The organism is Stomatobaculum sp. F0698, from assembly GCF_030644385.1.
GTDB lineage: Bacteria > Bacillota > Clostridia > Lachnospirales > Lachnospiraceae > Moryella.
Genome location: NZ_CP130060.1, coordinates 563178 through 581685, shown reverse-complemented (window position 1 = coordinate 581685; position 18508 = coordinate 563178). Strand labels below are relative to the sequence as shown.

At 53.5% G+C, this 18508-nt stretch carries 24 protein-coding genes; 4 read left to right on the top strand and 20 right to left on the bottom strand.

The genetic code is table 11. The features are described 5' to 3' along the window. Nucleotides 1-27 precede the first annotated feature (27 nt). From QU660_RS02780 to QU660_RS02725, 12 genes are all read right to left on the bottom strand, one after another. Nucleotides 28-309 carry a helix-turn-helix domain-containing protein gene (locus QU660_RS02780; protein WP_304946820.1) on the bottom strand — a complete coding sequence of 94 codons (282 nt, stop codon included), beginning with the start codon at nt 307-309 and terminating at the stop codon, nt 28-30. A gap of 236 nt (nt 310-545) precedes the next feature. Then, complete coding sequence (locus tag QU660_RS02775) at nt 546-1118, bottom strand: nitroreductase family protein (protein ID WP_304946819.1); 573 nt, start codon at nt 1116-1118, stop codon at nt 546-548. Nucleotides 1119-1169: 51 nt separating this feature from the next. Further along, nucleotides 1170-1397: a hypothetical protein gene (locus QU660_RS02770; protein ID WP_304946818.1), complete on the bottom strand. Its 228-nt coding sequence runs from the start codon at nt 1395-1397 to the stop codon at nt 1170-1172. Then, nucleotides 1394-1882, bottom strand: coding sequence for a DUF3990 domain-containing protein (locus QU660_RS02765; RefSeq protein ID WP_304946817.1), 489 nt, complete (start codon nt 1880-1882; stop codon nt 1394-1396). Before QU660_RS02765 ends, QU660_RS02770 begins: the two co-directional genes overlap by 4 nt. Continuing rightward, nucleotides 1879-2094 carry a DUF3791 domain-containing protein gene (locus tag QU660_RS02760; RefSeq protein WP_304946816.1) on the bottom strand — a complete coding sequence of 72 codons (216 nt, stop codon included), beginning with the start codon at nt 2092-2094 and terminating at the stop codon, nt 1879-1881. The genes QU660_RS02765 and QU660_RS02760 overlap by 4 nt, the downstream gene beginning before the upstream one ends. A 107-nt stretch (nt 2095-2201) precedes the next feature. Then, nucleotides 2202-3179 (bottom strand): sulfite reductase subunit C, encoded by a 978-nt coding sequence (gene asrC, locus QU660_RS02755; protein WP_304947210.1) that lies wholly within the window; start codon nt 3177-3179, stop codon nt 2202-2204. 28 nt (nt 3180-3207) lie between these two features. Then, complete coding sequence (asrB, locus tag QU660_RS02750) at nt 3208-4002, bottom strand: anaerobic sulfite reductase subunit AsrB (RefSeq protein WP_304946815.1); 795 nt, start codon at nt 4000-4002, stop codon at nt 3208-3210. Further along, on the bottom strand, nt 3995-5029 hold the full coding sequence (gene asrA, locus QU660_RS02745) for an anaerobic sulfite reductase subunit AsrA (protein ID WP_304946814.1): 1035 nt from the start codon (nt 5027-5029) through the stop codon (nt 3995-3997). The genes asrB and asrA overlap by 8 nt, the downstream gene beginning before the upstream one ends. A gap of 27 nt (nt 5030-5056) precedes the next feature. Then, nucleotides 5057-5197 (bottom strand): hypothetical protein, encoded by a 141-nt coding sequence (locus QU660_RS02740; RefSeq protein ID WP_304946813.1) that lies wholly within the window; start codon nt 5195-5197, stop codon nt 5057-5059. A gap of 10 nt (nt 5198-5207) precedes the next feature. Continuing rightward, nucleotides 5208-5996 (bottom strand): ABC transporter ATP-binding protein, encoded by a 789-nt coding sequence (locus QU660_RS02735; RefSeq protein ID WP_304946812.1) that lies wholly within the window; start codon nt 5994-5996, stop codon nt 5208-5210. Then, complete coding sequence (locus tag QU660_RS02730) at nt 5993-6982, bottom strand: FecCD family ABC transporter permease (RefSeq protein ID WP_304946811.1); 990 nt, start codon at nt 6980-6982, stop codon at nt 5993-5995. Before QU660_RS02730 ends, QU660_RS02735 begins: the two co-directional genes overlap by 4 nt. Then, complete coding sequence (locus QU660_RS02725; protein ID WP_304946810.1) at nt 6979-7959, bottom strand: ABC transporter substrate-binding protein; 981 nt, start codon at nt 7957-7959, stop codon at nt 6979-6981. The genes QU660_RS02730 and QU660_RS02725 overlap by 4 nt, the downstream gene beginning before the upstream one ends. Before the next feature lie 175 nt (nt 7960-8134). Between QU660_RS02725 and QU660_RS02720 the strand changes: the two genes are divergently transcribed. Continuing rightward, nucleotides 8135-8845, top strand: a complete 711-nt coding sequence (locus QU660_RS02720; protein WP_304946809.1) for a Crp/Fnr family transcriptional regulator — start codon at nt 8135-8137, stop codon at nt 8843-8845. 372 nt (nt 8846-9217) lie between these two features. Here the strand turns inward: QU660_RS02720 and QU660_RS02715 are convergent, their stop codons facing one another. Further along, entirely contained in the window at nt 9218-9685 is a 468-nt protein-coding gene (locus QU660_RS02715; protein ID WP_009532335.1) for a hypothetical protein, read from the bottom strand. Between the two features lie 525 nt (nt 9686-10210). On the opposite strand from QU660_RS02715, the gene QU660_RS02710 reads away from it, so the two are divergent. From QU660_RS02710 to QU660_RS02700, 3 genes are all read left to right on the top strand, one after another. After that, nucleotides 10211-10846, top strand: a complete 636-nt coding sequence (locus tag QU660_RS02710) for a GntR family transcriptional regulator (RefSeq protein WP_304946808.1) — start codon at nt 10211-10213, stop codon at nt 10844-10846. A gap of 100 nt (nt 10847-10946) precedes the next feature. Beyond that, on the top strand, nt 10947-12263 hold the full coding sequence (locus tag QU660_RS02705; protein WP_304946807.1) for an L-cysteine desulfidase family protein: 1317 nt from the start codon (nt 10947-10949) through the stop codon (nt 12261-12263). A 27-nt stretch (nt 12264-12290) separates the two neighbouring features. Continuing rightward, a complete protein-coding gene (locus QU660_RS02700) occupies nt 12291-13514 on the top strand; it encodes a dicarboxylate/amino acid:cation symporter (protein WP_304946806.1) in 1224 nt (407 codons plus the stop codon). 85 nt (nt 13515-13599) lie between these two features. Here the strand turns inward: QU660_RS02700 and QU660_RS02695 are convergent, their stop codons facing one another. The 7 genes from QU660_RS02695 to QU660_RS02665 form a co-directional block, all read right to left on the bottom strand. Next, complete coding sequence (locus QU660_RS02695) at nt 13600-13806, bottom strand: helix-turn-helix transcriptional regulator (protein WP_304946805.1); 207 nt, start codon at nt 13804-13806, stop codon at nt 13600-13602. 4 nt (nt 13807-13810) lie between these two features. Next, nucleotides 13811-14131, bottom strand: coding sequence for a DUF6442 family protein (locus QU660_RS02690; RefSeq protein ID WP_304946804.1), 321 nt, complete (start codon nt 14129-14131; stop codon nt 13811-13813). A gap of 72 nt (nt 14132-14203) precedes the next feature. Then, a complete protein-coding gene (locus tag QU660_RS02685; RefSeq protein WP_304946803.1) occupies nt 14204-14764 on the bottom strand; it encodes an NUDIX hydrolase in 561 nt (186 codons plus the stop codon). 14 nt (nt 14765-14778) lie between these two features. Continuing rightward, on the bottom strand, nt 14779-15453 hold the full coding sequence (locus QU660_RS02680; protein WP_304946802.1) for a DNA alkylation repair protein: 675 nt from the start codon (nt 15451-15453) through the stop codon (nt 14779-14781). Next, nucleotides 15450-16199, bottom strand: coding sequence for a metallophosphoesterase family protein (locus QU660_RS02675; RefSeq protein ID WP_304946801.1), 750 nt, complete (start codon nt 16197-16199; stop codon nt 15450-15452). Before QU660_RS02675 ends, QU660_RS02680 begins: the two co-directional genes overlap by 4 nt. A 502-nt stretch (nt 16200-16701) precedes the next feature. Further along, nucleotides 16702-17700 (bottom strand): helix-turn-helix domain-containing protein, encoded by a 999-nt coding sequence (locus tag QU660_RS02670; protein ID WP_304946800.1) that lies wholly within the window; start codon nt 17698-17700, stop codon nt 16702-16704. A gap of 246 nt (nt 17701-17946) precedes the next feature. Continuing rightward, nucleotides 17947-18492 carry a DUF1697 domain-containing protein gene (locus QU660_RS02665; RefSeq protein WP_304946799.1) on the bottom strand — a complete coding sequence of 182 codons (546 nt, stop codon included), beginning with the start codon at nt 18490-18492 and terminating at the stop codon, nt 17947-17949. Nucleotides 18493-18508: the final 16 nt, after the last annotated feature.

Below are 18508 nucleotides of genomic sequence, written 5' to 3'. Positions count from 1 at the left end.
GACTAAGTCTCAGGGCTTTTTGCAGGTTTATTCTTCCCTGGGAACAAAGCTGATATTCAGAACCAGCCCCATTCCTTCTGCTAACCTCTGCAACAGCTTAATACTCGGGTTTCTACTACCATTCTCAAGCCTACTTATTTCCGTCTGAGCAATTCCCGTTCTCTCTGCCAGCTCCTTCTGGGTTAAATTTTGAGCAGCCCTGGCCTCTACGATTGCGCGAATCACCTTCAATTCCGGTTGAACTTCCTGATATGCACGCACAAAATTTGGGTCCTTAAATTTCTTCTCCTTGTATTCTCTTAGCTTCATTGCAATTATCCTCTCGCACTCTATTTAATCCATCGTATCTTTTTTCCCATAACGCCTAAGCCAGTCCGCTCGTCTGGCTTGTGCAAGCGAAGTTCAAACACTTCCTGTCCTTTCACGTGGTCTGACTATCGTCAATTTGATTATATGAGTTATAGCTCATATAATCAAGCGTTATTCTGTCCCTTTACGATACAGAAAAAACCGGCTGCCAAATGGCAGCCGGTTTGCTTCCGCCTTCAACGATAGAACTTCACTCTATCTTCAATCTTCTCTTTCGCCTTGGACTCCCGCTCTTCGACAATGCCGCCGAAGGGCATCTCAGCGAGCAGCTTCCAGCTTTTCGGAAGATCAAAGAGCTCCCGCACGGTCTCATCAATCACGGGGTTATAGTGCTGCAGGTTTGCGCCGATACCAAGTTCGCGGAGGCCGCTCCAAATGTTAATCTGCAGCATGCCGTTCGCCTGATTAGCCCAGACCGGAAAATTGTCCGCATAGAGCGGGAATTTCTCCTGCAAAGCCTTTACGGTATTCTCTTCGTAGAAATAGAGCACCGTACCCGCCGCTGCCTTGAAGCCGTCAATCTTTTCTCTTGCGACCTTACCCTGAAAGGCATCGTAAATCCGATCCCAGAGTTCGTCCTGCTTCTCTCCGAGCGCCACTGCGACGCGCGCACTCTTCATGTTGAAGGCATCCGGAACGAGCTCTGTCGTCTCTTCGATGAGCGCCCGCACTGCCTCCTCCGAAACCGGAAGCTCTTTATTCAATTGATAATAACTTCTTCTCTTTCTGAGTCCCTCATAGACTGCCATATAAAACCTCTCTTTCTAAGGCTGTCTCAGCCCTTACCGCGCGGTACCTCGTTATGCCGCAAACAGTTGCGGTTCCGTATTCATAAGAATGCGAACCAATACCCTGTAATCCAGATACTGCACGTCATCAAGTCCTTGGTGAATCTTTTGCGCCAGACGGCTGCGGTAATAACAATCCATCGCTTCTTCCAGTGTAATCCCCTTTACTGCGGCAAGATGTGAAATCAAGCGCTCTTCGAGTTCTTCCCGGTAATATTTTTCCAATGCATCACCGCTCATACCTCCACCTCCTCGAAAGCGCAAAATTTCAAAAGTCGTTCCACAGCCAACTGTGTGATAAAAGCAATCTGATCATAGCCCGGATACACACGTATCTCTCGCAAGGCTCTCTCCTTATCCCAGATACCGCTGTGGTACATGTCCACGACTCGAAACACCTTATCATTTGCTACTTTTCCCTTAATTACATCAAATTCGCGATACCCCTGCTCCCCATCCCGGCAGCTGCACACAAAATCAATCCAAGTATCTAAATCATCACCGAAGTCTTTGAATACCACCCCGTCTCGCTCTTCTTTCATTTCATAGATATTCAGTATGGCTCTTGTGTTATCTTTCGAAAATCCGGCCTTACGCCTCGCCCATTTCTCCGCCTGCTCCTTTACCGTGGTGACATAGAAGCCGCGCCCGAAATCCAGATTGCGCTCGGAATAGCGAACATCCGGATGACTCACAATCTGATTAGACCCGTGATAGACAATCATACCTTTACCTCACGCGCCTTCAGATATTCCTCAATATCCCGAACAATATAAGCGGAACTCTGTGTATGCAGGATGTCATAATTCGGAAGCAGGTAGCGGTCCAGACAAGCGCTCTTTTTCAGCGCTTGATACACCTCTGCGGGCGCTACCTTCCAGCGATCCGCACAAGCATGAATCATATATACGATAAACGAAAATTGATCTCGATCCATCCTGCGGCTCCTTTCCTCACTATTTTGCTTGTTTTGATTGTAGCAAAAACGCGCAGCAAAAACAGCCCCGCGTTTTCACACAGGGCTGTTCTTTTCCTGTAATTGACTCAGCCGCCGTAGCGGTCGTAGTGCTTGCCGCCCCAGTAAACTTCCTGGGCAACCTCGGCCTTTTCACTGAGGGAGACATCCCGGAAGATGTACTCCTTAAACTTTTCAAAGCCGGTGCGATCCACAATGTAGCCGATGTGTTCCTTGTTCTCGACCGCCTCGGGATCGATGTACTCTTCGATGTAGGCGTAGGTGTTCGCCGCAATCTTAAGTATGCTCTCCTCGTCACACCACTTGATAAAGTCCTCCGCGAGTCGCGGATTCCGCTTTCCGGTGCGCCCCAGGATAACCAGGCGGAAGTAGTGCTCCTTGCTTCTGGTCCATGCTCTGGTGGGGCAGTAGGTAATGCAGACACCGCAGCCGATGCACTTCTTCGTGTCGCGGACAATCTTTCCGTTCACGAGCGAGAGCGCGTCAACCGAGCGCTTCTTACAGTACTTGATGCACTGCTCGCAGGCCACGCAGCGGTTCGGGTCGTACTGCGGCTCTGTCATGCCGATGATGCCGAAGTCCGCCATGCGCACCTTCGCGCAGTCGTTCGAGCAACCGGTAAAGGCAACCTTCACGTGGCGATCGTTCGGGAAAATCACATTTTCCATCTTCTGCGCAAATGCGGTCGTGTCGTAGCAGCCGAAGGGACAGAGTCTCGCGCCCGGGCAGGCAATCACATTTCGCGTGCCGGATGCCGGATAGCCCTTGCCCTTCTCCGGCTGGTTAATGCGCAGGGAATCAATGATGAGCTGCACCTCTTCATTGACCTTGTCCATATCCTCAAGGCGGATTCCGGGAATTTCGATACCCTGACGGTTGGTGATGTTGATGGTTCCGGTGCCGTACTTCTCCGCAATCTCAACGACACGGCCCAGAGACTTTGCATCGATCACACCGCCCGGAATACGAATTCTGGAAGCCGTCTCGCCGCGCACCTTCGAGTAGCGGAAGGCATTCTTTTTCAGTTTCTTTAAGTTGATATCCAAAGCACTCATTTCTTCTCTCCCTTCCGACTCAGTCTACCATCTGCTTGGCATCCACATAGTTGAACACCGGCCCGTCGAGGCAGATGTAGGTATCGCTGACGCGGCAGTGTCCGCACTTGCCGAGACCGCAGCACATTTTTCTCTCGTAGGAGACCGTGATGTTCTCCTCGCGGAAGCCCTTTTTCAGGAGTTCGATGATGGAAAACTTCATCATGGCCGGCGGTCCGACCACGACTGCCTTCGCCTTTGCGGGGTCCGCAAGCGGCAGTTCCGGGATGTACTTTGTGACCAGGCCTATATTGCCCTCGTAACCCTCCGGCGCGCCGTCCACGGTAAGGGTCAGATTCAACTTGTTCTTCCAATTCGCGAGGTCGTCGCGAAACAGCATGTCCTCAGGACTTCGGAAGCCCGCAATCACATACTTCTGCTTTGCGTTTTCAAAGCCGCTCAGCGCCTCAATCACACCGCGAACCGGGGACACACCGGTGCCGCCCGCAACGACTACGGTCTCGCCCTCGCGATAGAGCTCGGTGTCAAAGCCGTTTCCGTAGGGCCCGCGGAGTAAGAGTGTATCGCCCACATAGTTTTCAAACACTTCGTTGGTCACGCGCCCCACCTTACGTATCGTGAGGTCCACAAAGCCCTCGCCGAGACCGGAGACCGAAATGGGGGCCTCACCGTACTTCGGAACGGAAACTTCAAAGAACTGACCGGGCTTTACTTCTTCCTCGCCCCGATATTCCATGCGGAAGGTGAACTCTTTCTCGGTGTGACGGATGACTTCCAAAATCTTGGAAGGATAGGGGATATACGGATTACGCATTCTTGCTGTCCTCCTTTTCCATCTCTTCGACCGCGGCCGCAACCTTGTTTATGATATTCGAGAAGCTGATGTACTCGCCGCAGATGTCGTCGCAGCGGCCGCAGCCCACGCACATGTCATAGCCGAAGCGCTTGCGATAGTCGCGAATCTTGTGCAGAACCTTAAAGCGCATGCGCTCGCCCTGCTTCTTCCGGTACTGACCGCCGCCCGCAACGTTCGAATAGCCGTCCACCATGCAGGAACTGCCCACACGGCGTCTCTCTCCCACTTTACCGTTGTCCGTGTAGAACACGTCCTGCATGGTATAGCAGGAGCAGGTGGGACAGGCGTAATTACAGCGTCCGCAGCCGATGCAGCGGGTGTTGTACTCATCCCAGAGCGGGTGATTCACGATTTCCAGCGGGATATTCTCCGGAACGCGGACGCGCACCTCATTCTCCGTCACGTGGCACGGCTCCACCGCTTCTTCCGACAGCGCAGCCGCGGCAAATACCGGGTCTACCGCCGTCTCAAGGACGTTCACGCGGTACTGTCCGTCTGCCTTGTCGACCGAAAACACATAGCCGTCCTTCGTGATGTTCGATTTCATGTCCACACAGAAGCAGTTGTCAAAGCTATGGCTGCAGCCGATCAGGACATACTGTATTTTCTCGCGGCGTCTCTGATAAAACCAGTCGTTCTCGCGCCCGTTGCCGAGATACATCTGATCGAGGCGCTTCATTGCCTGCAGGTCGCAGCTCCGAAGAAAGACGAGCGCCGGTCTGAGGTCGACATCCGCCTCCTTGCACTGCTCTTCCGTAAAGAAGAAGAGCGTCTCCGAGAGCGGGGTCAGCGCCTCCTTTGCGGAGTAATCCGACTTCGCCTCGAGCTCTATCTCCCCGCCCTCGCCGACTTCGTCGTAGATCACCGTGTCGATATCGAGGAAGCGACCCGCACCCTTTTTCCGCACCGGCGCGAAGAGGCGATACTCTTTCCGAAGTTCTTTCAGTGCAGCCTGAAATCCTTCTTCCGTCAAAATGTAACCCATGAAAATTCCTCCTTTCGGAATCTAAAATCAGTTCTGTAATTCGTAGGCGTACAGGGCTTCCTTCGAAGCGCTGCGCCTGACCGTCACACCGAAACAAGCGCGCAGGAGCGTCTTCTCTTTTCGCACTTCCTCCGGGGTTCCGCTGAGGACTATGCCCCCTCTGTTCATGAAGTCAAAGTCAGTTCTGTAATTCGTAAGTGTACAGGGCTTCCTTCGAAGCGCTGCGCCCGACCGTCACACCGAAACAAGCGCGCAGGAGCGTCTTCTCTTTTCGCACTTCCTCCGGGGTTCCGCTGAGGACTATGCTCCCACCGTTCATGACAAGAATGCGGTCGCTGAGCGAAAAGCCGAGCGCCAAATCGTGCGTGGTCATCACGACGCCCTTTCCGCTCGCCGCAAGCCGCCGCACAATCTCCGTCGTCCTCTTTTGGTGTTCCACATCCATATAGGAAGTCACCTCATCCAAGAGGAAAAAGGCCGGATCCTGCGCCATCAACATGGCGAGAAAGGCGCGCTGCCGCTCCCCGCCCGAGAGCTCCGAGACCGTCTTATCGCGGTACTCGCTCATATCCGCGGCGGCAAGCGCCGCTTCGATTTTATCTCGCTCGCGTTCGCCGAGTGTTTGAAACATCTTTTTTCTGCGATAGCAGCCGTGCGCCGCAAGGGTGTGCACACTCATCCGCGGCAAGGTAAGCGTCTGCGGCAGATAGCCCACGCGCGCAGCTCTCTCCTTCGGCTTGATCGTCCTCAGCTCCTCTCCGAACAGGCGTATACTCCCTTGATAAGGCAGGAGGCCGAGCAGGGTTTTTAAAAGAGTCGATTTTCCGCAGCCGTTTTTTCCGATGATGCAGGTGATTTGCCCCTCCGAAAAGCAGGTCTCGGGGACGGAGACCACCGGCTTCCACGCATTTTCGCGCTGTTTCGGATTCAAGTCATAGCCCGCGCTCAGATCTTTGATCTCGATCATACGCCACGCTTTCTGTGCATCAGCATCCAAATGAAGAAGGGCGCACCGAGAAGACTCAGTAGGAGACCCACCGGCAGCTCATAGGGATAAAACAGGCGTCTCGCGAGAAAATCCGCCGCCGTTAACAGTACGCTGCCGTAGAGCGCTGTTAAAAGCAGCATCTTCCGCGCGGGCAACTGCCCCGGAAAGATGCGCCGCATCACATTCGGCACAATGAGACCGATAAAGCCGATCAAGCCGCCGATCGAGACCGCCGCAGCCGCAAGTACGGTAGCTGTGAGCAGTGTGAACAGCCTGTGCCGCGTCACATGAAGCCCCAGTCCCTGCGCAATCTCATCGCCGAGGGCAAAGAGGTCTATGCCGCCCGCAAGGAAAGTTCCGAACAGCAAGGCCGGAAGAATAAAGGCCGTCGCAAAGGCGAGTCCCGCATAGCTGACACCCGCAAAACCTCCCAGGGTAAAGGCCTGCTTATCCGCGACCGCGTTCGGGAAAAAACTCACGATGCCGTTTACCGCAGCGCCCATGAGCGCGGAGACCGCGACCCCCGAGAGCACAATTACCGTTCTGCTGTACCCCGCCCGTTTCGCAATCAGGAGTACCAGCGCAATCGAGAGCAGTGCGCCCAAAAAGGCCAGCACAAAGCGTGCGCCGACCGCAAAGGGAAAGAAAAGGGCGGCGAGCAGGGCAAAGAGCCCCGCGCCCGCATTGCCCCCCATGATGCTCGGCGAGGCCAGTGCATTGTGCAACGCCTCCTGCATGAGAAAACCGGCTGCGCTGAGCGCCGCCCCGCAGAGCAGGGCTGCTGCGGTTCTCGGCACGCGCACATACCAAAGGATGCGGCTCACACTCTCCGCCGTGCCGCCAAGCCCGTAAAAGACAGAGAGCCAAACAAAGAGCAAGAGTAAGCCCGTGCCGAGAATCAGCACCGGTAGAAACGGCTTGCCGCCGTGTGCCTCATTCCCCGCCCTTGTATCTTCGATACTCACTGCTTTAACGAAGCTCTCCGCAGATATTCCGAGAGCAGGGCATAGGCCTCATCCCAGCGCGCATTCGGCTTATACTGGAAGAACTCCTTCGGCAGGGTATAGACCTGCGCCGTTTTCACGGCCTTCAGTTCCTGATACGCGGGCTGAGCGGCAATCAGCTCCTGAAAGGCTGCCTCCGCCTCCGCAGTATCTCCCTGCAACACCACAAAGAGGTAGTCAGGATTTGCTTCGACTATGCCTTCCATGCTGAGTTGCTCTAACAGGCTCTCGGGCGCGGCATTTGTGAGACCGAGGTCCTCAAGCATTGCGACTACAAAGTGATCCGACTTAAGGACCCTTGTCTTCGCCGCGGAAGCGCGAATCACCAGGAAGCTCTTTCCGTGGATTTCCTTCGGGAGTTCCGCCTTGATGGTCTCGATTTTTTTCTCGACTGCGGCGACCTTGCTCTCATAGAGATCGTTGCGCCCGGTCGCCTCGGTGTACTGCTTCATCGCCGTAGCATAGTCCGAAAACTTGTTGATATCGACCGCCTGACAGCGTATGCCCGCTGCCTCGAGTGTCGCCTGCAGCTCGCGCTGCGCCGAAATATCCGGTGCGATGAGCACCAAATCCGGATTAAGAGCTATGATGGCCTCCGCGCTCGGTGCTAGGATGCGCCCGACGGAAGCGGTCTCCGCCGTGACGCCCTCTAAATTGAGTCCGTCCTCCGTCACACCGACCAGCTTGCCGCCCGCAAGGAGCCAGAGCTCGCCGAGCGAGCGGGACAGCGCCACCACCCGGGAATCCGCCGTGAGACCTGCTTCATCCGCCTTCGCAAGACTCTCCGAACTCTCTGCCGCTGTGCCCTGACTCTCCGCCGCTCCTTGGCTCTCCGCCGCCGTGCTCTCTGCCTGCTTTTGTTTCCCGCAGGCCGTGCAGCAGAGTGCCGCAAACAATAGACATAAAAACACCAGGGGCCAAAATCTTCTCTGTTTCATCACACTTTCCTTTCTCACGACCCTTCTCTTTGTGAACGGAACAGTTTGTCATTTTCTTAACAATGCTGTTAAGAATACTTCCTCTGTTCACTTTTTCCTTTCCAGTTTATACTAAAGGAAAATACAGACTGTTTCCTATGCAACAGTTTTTTGTTCCGCAGTTTGAGGTATTACCATGGAATCCAATGAATTCGGTTTAGACGATTTAACTCATTTCCCGCTCTTTGAGGGCTTAGAAACAAGCGATTTGGAAGCACTGCTCCCCTGTCTGGACGGCTACATTCGCGCCTACCCGCGCAACAGCTTCCTGATTCTGGACGAGGACTCTGTCCCCTATGTCGGGATGCTGCTCTCCGGCATGGTTTTTATGCTGAAGGAAGATGAAAACGGCCACCAGTCCTTCTTAAACTATATGCTGCCCGGCGAACTCTTCGGCGAGTCCTTTTCGCTCCGCAAAAAAAAGACGCCCTCCCATGTCTCGTTTCTTGCCGCCAGAAACTCGACCGCTCTCTTTTTGCCGCTCGGAAAAATCATGCGAAGCTGCGAGCATCACTGCCGCTTTCACCGCGTAATGAACGAGAACCTGTACGAGCTCCTCGCAAAGAAAAATGCGCATCTCATGCAGACGCTCGACATCCTCTCAAAGGATACGCTCCGGGATAAAATCCTCTCCTACCTTCTGCTCCAACCGAACGAAGTTCCCATCCCAAACGGCGCACAGCGGGGAGCGGACACAGCGCGCAGCGTCCACATCCCGCTCAACAAATCGGAACTCGCACACTATCTGAACGTAAACCGGACCTCCCTCTGCCGCGAACTGGCCGCCATGGAAAAGGACGGGCTTCTCACAGTCTCCGGGAACCGCTACACGCTCTCTGCCTCTTGAAGAAACTATCGTGAGTACACAAAGTGAAACATTTGCCCTTGTCTCCTGCCGAGAAAGTTGCTCGGCACCTTACTTTCGGCAGTGTTCTTTTCCCGCACCAAAAATTTCCGGCTGTTTATTTCTCCGCAATCGTTTCTTGCACATGCACGGATTTACGCTAAGCCGCAAAAAAGAGCCCCGAGACTTTCACCTCGGGGCTCTTTTCCGTAACTGCCATCCATTCCGTTCCGCAATCCCGGGGGGCCGAACTGTAAAGTACAACCGGAACCGGTTTCCACCGCCTCGGCTTATTTCATTCGAACGTCCCGAATGTCACGTAGCCCTCTCTCGGTTCAAAGAGCCGCTGTGTGTTGTAGCGGTATGCCCGCTGACTCAGAGACCGGCCTTAAAGAACTTGCGGAATTCTGCGACTTCCGCCGTGGACTGGGTAACTGCGACGGAGTACTTGGCCGAAGCCTTGATTCCCGGATCGTAGGTGATGGGCTCAAGCTGATAGTGAACACCTTCCTTGGACGCCGAGCAATAGCCGGTCCAGCTGGACGCGATTTTGCCGCCGTTCTCCTTATTGAAGACCTCGGCCTCGCCCCATTCGGTGAGTTGCGCGTTTACCGGCACAATCACAACTTCACCCGGCTTGTAGCCCACAATGTAATTGCTGTGCACATTGACCTCCACAACGACTGCGTTGTGCGAATCCTGCATGTGGCAGTAAATCAGCGTGTAGGCATCTCCGTCCGCAACCAGCGAGTTGAAAATCTCCCGCATTTTTGCCTTGTTCTTCCGATTGTCCTCATCGGACGCTCCCGTCAGTGCCTTCTTTAACAAATCCTTTAAACCCATTTCTCTTTCCCCCTCTGTCTTTTCTCTTGTTCAGCGCAAAACTTGCCGTAGCAACACTGCATTTCATTATACGACGCGCAAGCGCAAAAACAAGTAAAAGTCGGCGTCTCTCTTCTTATTCTCCCAAAACAGCACCGGGTAAAACTTCTCTGCCGCCGGCCACACTGCTCCCCCCGCTGCGCCAAACACCTACGCTTCTCCTTATCTCCGCCTGCTGCCTCCCCAAGAATTTCGCACTTCGTAAGGCATCCCGGTGCTTCCTCTCTGCCTTCCGTACAACAATCTCGCGCTCAGTCGAGCACTTATACTGCCCTCCCTCACATACTTGCTCTCCAAGAATTCCGCGCTTCACGACGCATGACATAGTTTCTCTGCTGTCTGCCCACGCATACTGCGCTCCCCACAGCCCCGCACATACAGAAAGCAGCGCAAGGAATAACAGTTGAACGCCGCGAAAGATTTTCCCTTTCATACTCTTCGTTGTCTTCGGTATAATAAAAATAACGAAGGAGGTAACTGTGAACCATGGAAAAATACACAAACCTCAAGGAAATGGTCTACAACGCCGTGCTGCAAGATATTATCTCCGGCAAGTATCAGCCCGGCGATATTCTGAACGAGAAGAAACTGATTGAGAAATACGAAGTCAGCAAATCTCCCGTCCGGGACGCCCTCATCTCCCTCTGCGCGGACGGCATTGTAAGGAGCATTCCCCGCTACGGCTATGAAGTGATACGCCTGACCCACATGGACATCTACGAGATGCTCCAGTACCGCGAGTTTCTGGAAGGCGGCATCTTACAAAGCAGCTATAAGCGCTTCGGCCCTTCGGAAATCGCGACCTTAAAGGAGCTGAACCGCGACTGCCAGCGGGACGATGTGGACCCCGTGCAGCACTGGCATTACAACATGGACTTCCACGCAAAGCTCATGGAATTCTGCGGCAACGAGTTCATCACCCGCAATGTGAAGCGCTGCATGTCGCGTTTACTCCGCGCCTATGCCCAACTCTACTGGAACCGACGCGCCGATCGCCTCCTCTCTTTCGATACCAAACACCATGAGCTGATTATTGCGGATTTGGAGCGCAAAGATCCGGAAGCCCTGCTCCGTGATTTGAAAGCCGACCTCCACGACTTCGGCGGATTTATGGGCTTTTGAGCACTTATCCTAAAAAAGAATAAAAAATCTCCGAAAAACTATGAAAATAGCTTGATTCTGATAATATCAGTGGTATCATCATAGTGAAAGGAGGTTTGCTATGTATTCCGATCATCAGGAGAGTTTCGACAATTATACCGCGATTCTGCGGGAAGAACTGGTTCCGGCGATGGGATGTACAGAGCCGATTGCCATTGCGTATGCGGCGGCCAAGGCAAAGGAGCTCCTCGGTGAGGAGCCCCGCCACATTACCGTGGACTGCTCCGGAAACATCATCAAGAATGTGAAGGGCGTCACGGTGCCGAACTCCGGCGGCCAAAAGGGCATTGCGGTCGCGGCTGTCCTCGGCATCACGGGGGGCGATGCTTCCAAGGAACTGGAGGTGATTGCCGGCGCGGATGATGCGGCCAGGACGCGCTGCAAAGAGCTGGTCGATGCGGGTTTCTGCGAGGTAAATCACGCGGAGGATGTTCCGAACCTCTATATTTCGGCGAAGATACGCGGAGAGGCGCATTCCGCCGAGGTCGTGATTGAACACCACCACACCAACATTGTCCGCATGACAAGGGACGGGGTTTTGGTGTTCAGCAAGGAGGCTGAGGAAGCGGCCGCAGAGGCGCAGGCGGCGGCAAACACCGCAGATCGCAACGCAATGACGCTTCGCGGCATTCTGGACTACGCAAACGGGGTGGAGATTTCGGAGGTCAGCGAAGTCTTGGCACGCCAAATCCGCTACAACAGCGCCATTTCGCAGGAGGGACTCGACCATGTCTGGGGAGCCCAGATTGGCAAGACCATGCTGGAAATCTGGGGCAACAATGTGAAAACCCGCGCAATCGCAAAGGCTGCCGCAGGCTCGGATGCCCGCATGAGCGGCTGTGCGCTGCCCGTCGTGATTAACTCCGGTTCCGGCAATCAGGGCATCACCGTGAGCATGCCCGTGCTGGTCTACGCGCGGGAGATGGAGCTCTCGGAAGAAAGCCTCTACCGCGCGCTGATTGTGAGTAATCTGGTCTCCGTTTACATCAAGCACTTCATCGGTCCGCTCTCGGCTTTCTGCGGCGCGGTGAGCGCGGCCTGCGGTGCGGGCGCTGCCATCACCTACATGTCGGGCGGTGATTACAGACACATTGCCGACACCATAACCAACACCTTGGGCAATGTGGGCGGTATTGTCTGCGACGGCGCAAAGCCGAGCTGCGCTGCCAAGATTGCTTCCTCGGTCCACGCAGCCATCCTCGCGCACCAGATGAGTATGCGCGACAAGCACTTCAATGCGGGCGAGGGGCTGGTAGAGGCGGATGTCGAAGAGACCATACGCAATGTGGGCTACATCGGCAAGGTCGGTATGAAGCCCACCGATCATGAAATTCTGAATGTCATGATCGACAAAGTAGATGTCAATGCTTGTCTTTGACAAAATTCAAACATAGAGGGGGTTTTTATGGAAAAGAAAGGTTTTACCCACAGTCTGCCATTTCGTCTTGTTTTGGCGCTGGTGATCGGTCTGGTTGCCGGACTGGTCATGAACTCAATGGAGGAGTCCTCGCTTGTCACGGGCATCCTAAACGTCATTGTCACGGTAAAGTATATTTCCGGACAGTTCATCAGCTTCTGTGTTCCGCTCATTGTCATCGGCTTTATTGCACCCTCCATCACGCGTATGGGCAACAACGCTTCCAGAATGCTCGGCTTCGCCCTGCTGATTGCCTATGTCTCTTCGATCGGCGCAGCTTTCTCTTCGACGATTGCCGGCTTCGCAATCCTGCCGCATCTCTCGATCGATCCGAACGTTGACGGACTGAAGGAGCTTCCGAACGTTATCTTCCAGCTCCAGATTCCGCCGATTATGAGCGTCATGACCGCACTCTTCTTCTCGGTCACGGTGGGACTCGCAGCTGTCTGGAATCACGCAACCATTACCACCAACATTCTCGAAGAGTTCCAGAAGATTGTTCTCTCGATTGTCACGAAGTTCCTGATTCCGGTGCTCCCGCTGCTCATCGGAACCACCTTCTGCACGCTGGCGTATGAGGGCAGCATCACAAAGCAGCTCCCGATTTTCCTGATTATCATCGTAATTGTCATGGTAGGCCACTATCTCTGGCTCACCCTGCTCTACGGAATCGCAAGCGTCTATTCCGGCAGAAACGGCATGAATATCATCAAGAACTACGGCCCCGCTTACATGACCGCAGTCGGCACCATGTCCTCCGCAGCAACGCTCTCCGTAGCTCTGCAGTGCGCAAGAAAGTCCGAGCCGACACTCCGCGATGACCTCGTGAACTTCGGTATTCCGCTCTTTGCAAACATTCATCTCTGCGGCTCTGTTATGACCGAGACCTTCTTTGTCATGGCAGTTTCCAAGATGCTCTACGGCGAGTTCCCGTCCGTCGGTAAGATGATACTCTTCTGTCTGCTGCTCGGCGTATTCGCAATCGGCGCACCCGGCGTGCCCGGCGGCACCGTCATGGCTTCTCTCGGACTGATTACCGGCGTGCTCGGCTTTGACGAGAGCGGCACAGCGCTCATGCTGACCATCTTTGCGCTGCAGGATTCCTTCGGAACCGCATGCAATGTCACCGGTGACGGCGCTCTGACCCTGATTCTCACGGGCTACGCGGAAAAGCACGGCATCAAGGAAGCCAAGCTCGGCGATGTTCTCTGAAATTTTCCGAACAAGCCTTCAAAATTGAATTGAAACGATAAAACACCCCCGCCCCGGATATCCGGGACGGGGGTGTTTTTCTTCTCTAGAAATAAAAAATCTCCTCGAATTTCTTATCCAAAGCCATACATAGAACCAATGCCAATTTTGCCGTCGGCGTGAACTGTCCTGTTTCAATGGAACTGATGGTATTGCGGGATACGCCGACCATTGCAGCCAGCTGCGCTTGCGATAAGCCCCTCTCCGCGCGCATTTCCTTCAGCTTGTTTTTGAGTACTAAGCTATCGTTCATCTCTTTACCGGACCAAGCTCATAAAAAACATCCCGAAAAAAAACACCGCCATTGCGAGTTGCAACAAGGCAAAAATCAAATGCGATATTTTCCTGAGTCGAAAATATTGAATCAGCTCATTTGTTCCGTACATAGAAGCATACACAGCCCAGATTTCCGTTGCTATGCGCCTTCGGAAGTTCCATTCCAAAGCAATGATAAGGACACAGATAATCCCGCCAACCAGAAATGCCATCTTTCCGCTTGCGGCAAGTGCATCCCTTTCTCTCTCATCCAGTTTTTCGTTTTCTCTTCGGCTTCTCTCCAGAATTTCTTCCTTGTCCATCGGAACTCCTCCTTTTTGCCAAGTACACTTGTCATAACCATATAATAGCCATGACAAGTGTACTTGTCAATCCTAGTTTGACGAAAATCCCAGATACTTCCCGACCAACAGAAGCCCGCCACGCGGCACACAGTAAGCGGGATTCCGCTGCGCTACGGCCTCTACGACCTTCTCGTAATCCTGCCAGAGCACGCTCTCCAGCTCTTCGGGCTGTAACTTCAGAGCCTCCGTGTCCACCGGCTTTTCGTAGACATAGACGAAGGCCACTTCCTCATCCCGGAAGAGGGCGCCGTGGAATTCCTTTTGATAGGAGATACGAAACGTCCCAATCGGCTTTAAGTCAGAGGGTGCTGCCTCGATGCCGAGTTCCTCCCGGAGTTCTCGAAGGGCAGAGACAAGCGGTTCATGCCCAGCCTGAATATGCCCCGCCGAGGAGGTATCGAGACAGGAGGGAAATGAATCCTTATTCTTACTTCGCTTCTGCAGCAGGACCTGCTTTTTACCCGCCTCTTCCCGCAGCACCCAGATATGCGCCGTGCGGTGCAGAATGCCATCCCGGTGCGCAAGCGTGCGGGACACCGTGGCACCGGTCGGCGCTCCCGCCTCGTCGCAGATGTCAAATATCTCTTCCATTTCTATTTCCTCTGTCAGCACTTCAAGGTCTTTAGGTAGGCTTTCTGTTCCGCCGTAATGCGATAGCTCTCCCGCGCCTTCTGTATCGCCTTATTGTGTGTCCACCGCGCAAGCCGCTTGTTTTCCAGATAGGGGATGGTTACCTCCCACTGCTTTGCGAGTGCCGTTGCAAAGAACCAGGCGAGCATCATATTTACATAATATTCCTCGGATTGCACCGCCGCCGGGATTTCCAGATATGCGGCATCAAAATCCGCATCCAGAAAATGCTGCATCAGCATCCCGATTCCGAAGCGGCAGATATAGGTTTTTTCCGATTTTGTCCAGATACGGATGCGCTGTAACAGCTCCTCTTTGTGCTTTGCAAAGACCTTGGGCGAAAAAATATCGCAGACCGCCCAGTTGTCTATGAAGGGCAGAAAGGCTTCTGTCGCCTCGAGGCAGCGCACAAAATCCTTCTCCTCCGCGATGAGGAGGGCGTGGAGCAGGTCTTCATCGTAATAGGCATGCGGCAGGTCTTCCAAAAAGGCCGCGCGGGAGGGGTCTTTGGAAACCTGCTTTGCGAGCTTCCTGAGTTCCGGCACACGGACGCCGATGACGCGCTCCGCGGGAACACCCGGTATTAACTTTTGTTGAAATGCCGCATATTCCTCGTCCCGAAGCGCAAAGAGTTCTTCTCGGATATTCATAGCGTCCCCTCCGTAGGCATGCCTCCCTCTGCCGAAGTTTCCTCTTCGCGACAGATTTCCCCGTAGTCTTCAAACAGGATGCGAAGGCCGTTTCCCTCACACTGACAGTGATAATGCCCCGCAAACCAGCCCTCACGAATTTCCAGACGCTCATGGATGGTCTGTAACCATTTTTCCGTACTCTTATCGACCTTCGATTGATCGAGGCCGGGAAGAAAGCTCCACACAGGCTCAAAATCAATCGGCACCGTGTGCGAAAGGACATAGTCGACACACCAATCTGCCGCCTTGAGCTGCCGCCCCGTATAGGCCTTGATTTCCTCGCTCGGCTGCTCGCTCTCAAACCAGCGGTAGCCGTAGCTCAGCCGATATTCCTTGTCTACGGAGTAAGCGCCGCCGATTGCGAGGACACGCTTTCCGCGCATCGTATAGATCTCCCCGTCCTTTGCAAAGAGCAGATTCGGATAGTCGGGTTCTGCGTATACGCGCGCGCCCATCCACAGCTTCTCTTCATAGCCCTCCGCCTCCCAAGGTCTCGCCTCGTGGTTTCCGTGGATACAAAAGAGGGTGATGTCAAGCGCCGCCACCTTTTCCTTGAGCCGCTTATCTCTCTCGTCCAGAAAATAGTTGAGCCCGACATCGCCAAGGATAATCAGTACATCTTCCCGCGTTGTGTGCTGCGTACGGCAAAATTCCGCAATGCGCGAAAAGTTCCCGTGCGTATCGCCGGTGATGTAAAAATGCATGCTTTCTCCCCCCTTTGTTTCCTGCCCGACAGAACGGAGTACGGCGCTGTTCTTACTTCCTCCGAAGCGCGCCCGCTCTCACACTTTCATTTTACCAAAGTGCCGCAAGCCCTGTCAGCTTTGCTTTTCCCTTTTTATCTCATCAAATCCCAAATTATACATGGAAACCAAAAAAGATTCGCGCACTGTTTTAATTTCGTGCGCGAATCTTTTTTCTTATTTTCCGCTCTATTTCTCTGTCCTGTTTTTCTATTGTTTCTCGTCATCTATTTCCTGACAATTCCGCCAATTTTCCTTGTCTATGCTCTTGTTTTTTTCTCTCAGAATACTCTCTGTTATTTTTCAAGATGCTCTCCTTCGGTTTTCCAGGAAATTCGCTCGCCCCGTCTTTCCGCAGATTCTCTCTACCGATATCCCCGACAAGTCCCTCGCCGTTCTTTCGGAAGATTCCCTCTGTCGTTTTTCATGAAGAAGCTCTCTTACTACTTCTCTCTCGCTCCCGTCAGTTTTCATCCGCCTTCAGCACCATACGCACAATTCCGTAAGCGCCCGCATAGAGGACACCCGCCACCGCCCAAATAACGCAGGACTCCCCCCAGTCCTGCCTCCAAGTGCTCCAGCCGATATAGATTGCGGTTGTGAGGCACCAGTACGCGGCGGAAAAGGCTCCCATCTTTGCCTGTATGCGCTTTTTATTCTTGGCGTAATCCCCATCCTGGAGTATGGTGTCGTAACTCTCTTTGACCGTGCTGACACGCACAATCAGGTTTACCCCCAACGCAACCAGCGCGAGCAAGAGGTCCACACAGAGAATCAAAACCAAGTCGCTTGTCTCCATAACGCCCGCAACCAGGAGCGGAATCACCGCCACAATGCAGATTACGGTGCCGCCGGCAAGTCCCAGCGAATAGCGACTCTCGTAATCCCGCTTCTTCTCCTTCACCATGCCGCTCACACCGTATTCGGTTTCAAATGGCTCCCGCTCCAAGTATTCAAAACGGCTCAATTTATTCCGGTCTGTAATCTGAATGAATACACCTACCGCCGTGAGGAGCAGCAGAACCGCCAAACCGACTGCCATCGCCGGACCTTCCGCCAAGTTGTAGTCCGGACTTTCGGCGATTACGGCAAGCAGAAGCAATGCGACCGGACTTAAGATGAACAAGCTGACCGTATTCGCGAGTCGGGGCGCTGTCTCCCGCTTTGCGTTCAAAAACGCATTGGCCTCCTCCATGCTCACCCGACGCAACGGACTGTCTGCGTCACTCCCGGATGTTTCGACTACGTCCCGGTTTTCCTTCTCCAGCTCATCCTTTAGAAGGTAATCCGTGCTCACGCCAAAGAGCTCTGCCATCTGAATGACCTTTTTGAGATCCGGCACCGAACCCGCGCTCTCCCATTTGGAGACCGACTGCCTCGATACACCGAGCTGCTCGGCCAGTTCCTCCTGGGACCACCCGTTCTTCTTTCTCTCGTCTATAATCTTATCCGCCAAAATCATGTCTGTTCTCCTTCCGTTTTTGATAGCTCAAGCATGCCATTTTGCGTGTTTGCAGGCTACCAAAGCGGCTTGTCAATTTGTCAAACGGGGGTTGCGTTTCGCTGATGAACTACCATGACGGCACACCTTCTTCCCATATTTAACAATAACACGCTCCGGCGCAATACGAAAACGCTTTTCCGTATGCTTCCTCGCCATCATTCGGCTGAAATGCAGTGCAGAACAGTATGTGGCCGGACTTTCTGCTTATGTTTCGTTTTCGAGGATTTCCGCAATTTTTTCATATGTATTTCCGCTTCGTATGGTGACTTCCCTGTAAAACGCCTGCTTCATCAGCTTTTTATGATAAATCGTTTTCAGGTACTCCGCCTCATCGTATTTGCCCCAGAATACCGCGTGCCTCCCGAGGTGCACAACTTCGTTGTACAGAGCGGCTTTTTCGATGAAGTCCCGTATCTTATCCGCATCCATCCCGCAGGCGTAGAACAAAACATCTCTTCTAGCCATCTCTCCATGCCACCACGCAGGCAACGCTGCCCGCTCTTCCAAGTATTCCTCTTTTGTGAGCAGGGCAAACGGGACGGAAAAATCATAATGCTTTTCCAAGAGTGCTCTGATTTTTGAGATACAGCTCTCTTTGTGGTCGTCACTGCTAAAAAATAAATTTCCGCTGTTAATGTAAGATGCAGGCGCTTCAAACCCCGCCGCCGCAAGTAAATCGATGAATTCATGCATCACTACTTTATTCTTGCCGCCCACATTGATGCCGCGCAGTAAAAGAATATATCGCAAGAAAAGGTCCTCCCGG

Excerpts from the sequence above, each read along its gene's own strand:
- QU660_RS02705 (WP_304946807.1), top strand. The coding sequence starts at position 10,947 with ATGTATTCCGATCATCAGGAGAGTTTCGACAATTATACCGCGATTCTG.
- QU660_RS02715 (WP_009532335.1), bottom strand. The coding sequence starts at position 9,685 with ATGGGTTTAAAGGATTTGTTAAAGAAGGCACTGACGGGAGCGTCCGAT.
- asrB (WP_304946815.1), bottom strand. The coding sequence starts at position 4,002 with ATGCGTAATCCGTATATCCCCTATCCTTCCAAGATTTTGGAAGTCATC.
- QU660_RS02670 (WP_304946800.1), bottom strand. The coding sequence starts at position 17,700 with ATGATTTTGGCGGATAAGATTATAGACGAGAGAAAGAAGAACGGGTGG.
- QU660_RS02740 (WP_304946813.1), bottom strand. The coding sequence starts at position 5,197 with ATGAACAGAGGGGGCATAGTCCTCAGCGGAACCCCGGAGGAAGTGCGA.
- QU660_RS02695 (WP_304946805.1), bottom strand. The coding sequence starts at position 13,806 with ATGAACGATAGCTTAGTACTCAAAAACAAGCTGAAGGAAATGCGCGCG.
- QU660_RS02700 (WP_304946806.1), top strand. The coding sequence starts at position 12,291 with ATGGAAAAGAAAGGTTTTACCCACAGTCTGCCATTTCGTCTTGTTTTG.
- QU660_RS02760 (WP_304946816.1), bottom strand. The coding sequence starts at position 2,094 with ATGGATCGAGATCAATTTTCGTTTATCGTATATATGATTCATGCTTGT.
- asrA (WP_304946814.1), bottom strand. The coding sequence starts at position 5,029 with ATGGGTTACATTTTGACGGAAGAAGGATTTCAGGCTGCACTGAAAGAA.
- QU660_RS02735 (WP_304946812.1), bottom strand. The coding sequence starts at position 5,996 with ATGATCGAGATCAAAGATCTGAGCGCGGGCTATGACTTGAATCCGAAA.
- QU660_RS02675 (WP_304946801.1), bottom strand. The coding sequence starts at position 16,199 with ATGCATTTTTACATCACCGGCGATACGCACGGGAACTTTTCGCGCATT.
- QU660_RS02725 (WP_304946810.1), bottom strand. The coding sequence starts at position 7,959 with ATGAAACAGAGAAGATTTTGGCCCCTGGTGTTTTTATGTCTATTGTTT.
- QU660_RS02720 (WP_304946809.1), top strand. The coding sequence starts at position 8,135 with ATGGAATCCAATGAATTCGGTTTAGACGATTTAACTCATTTCCCGCTC.
- QU660_RS02690 (WP_304946804.1), bottom strand. The coding sequence starts at position 14,131 with ATGGACAAGGAAGAAATTCTGGAGAGAAGCCGAAGAGAAAACGAAAAA.
- QU660_RS02685 (WP_304946803.1), bottom strand. The coding sequence starts at position 14,764 with ATGGAAGAGATATTTGACATCTGCGACGAGGCGGGAGCGCCGACCGGT.
- QU660_RS02765 (WP_304946817.1), bottom strand. The coding sequence starts at position 1,882 with ATGATTGTCTATCACGGGTCTAATCAGATTGTGAGTCATCCGGATGTT.
- QU660_RS02780 (WP_304946820.1), bottom strand. The coding sequence starts at position 309 with ATGAAGCTAAGAGAATACAAGGAGAAGAAATTTAAGGACCCAAATTTT.
- QU660_RS02775 (WP_304946819.1), bottom strand. The coding sequence starts at position 1,118 with ATGGCAGTCTATGAGGGACTCAGAAAGAGAAGAAGTTATTATCAATTG.
- QU660_RS02680 (WP_304946802.1), bottom strand. The coding sequence starts at position 15,453 with ATGAATATCCGAGAAGAACTCTTTGCGCTTCGGGACGAGGAATATGCG.
- QU660_RS02770 (WP_304946818.1), bottom strand. The coding sequence starts at position 1,397 with ATGAGCGGTGATGCATTGGAAAAATATTACCGGGAAGAACTCGAAGAG.
- QU660_RS02710 (WP_304946808.1), top strand. The coding sequence starts at position 10,211 with ATGGAAAAATACACAAACCTCAAGGAAATGGTCTACAACGCCGTGCTG.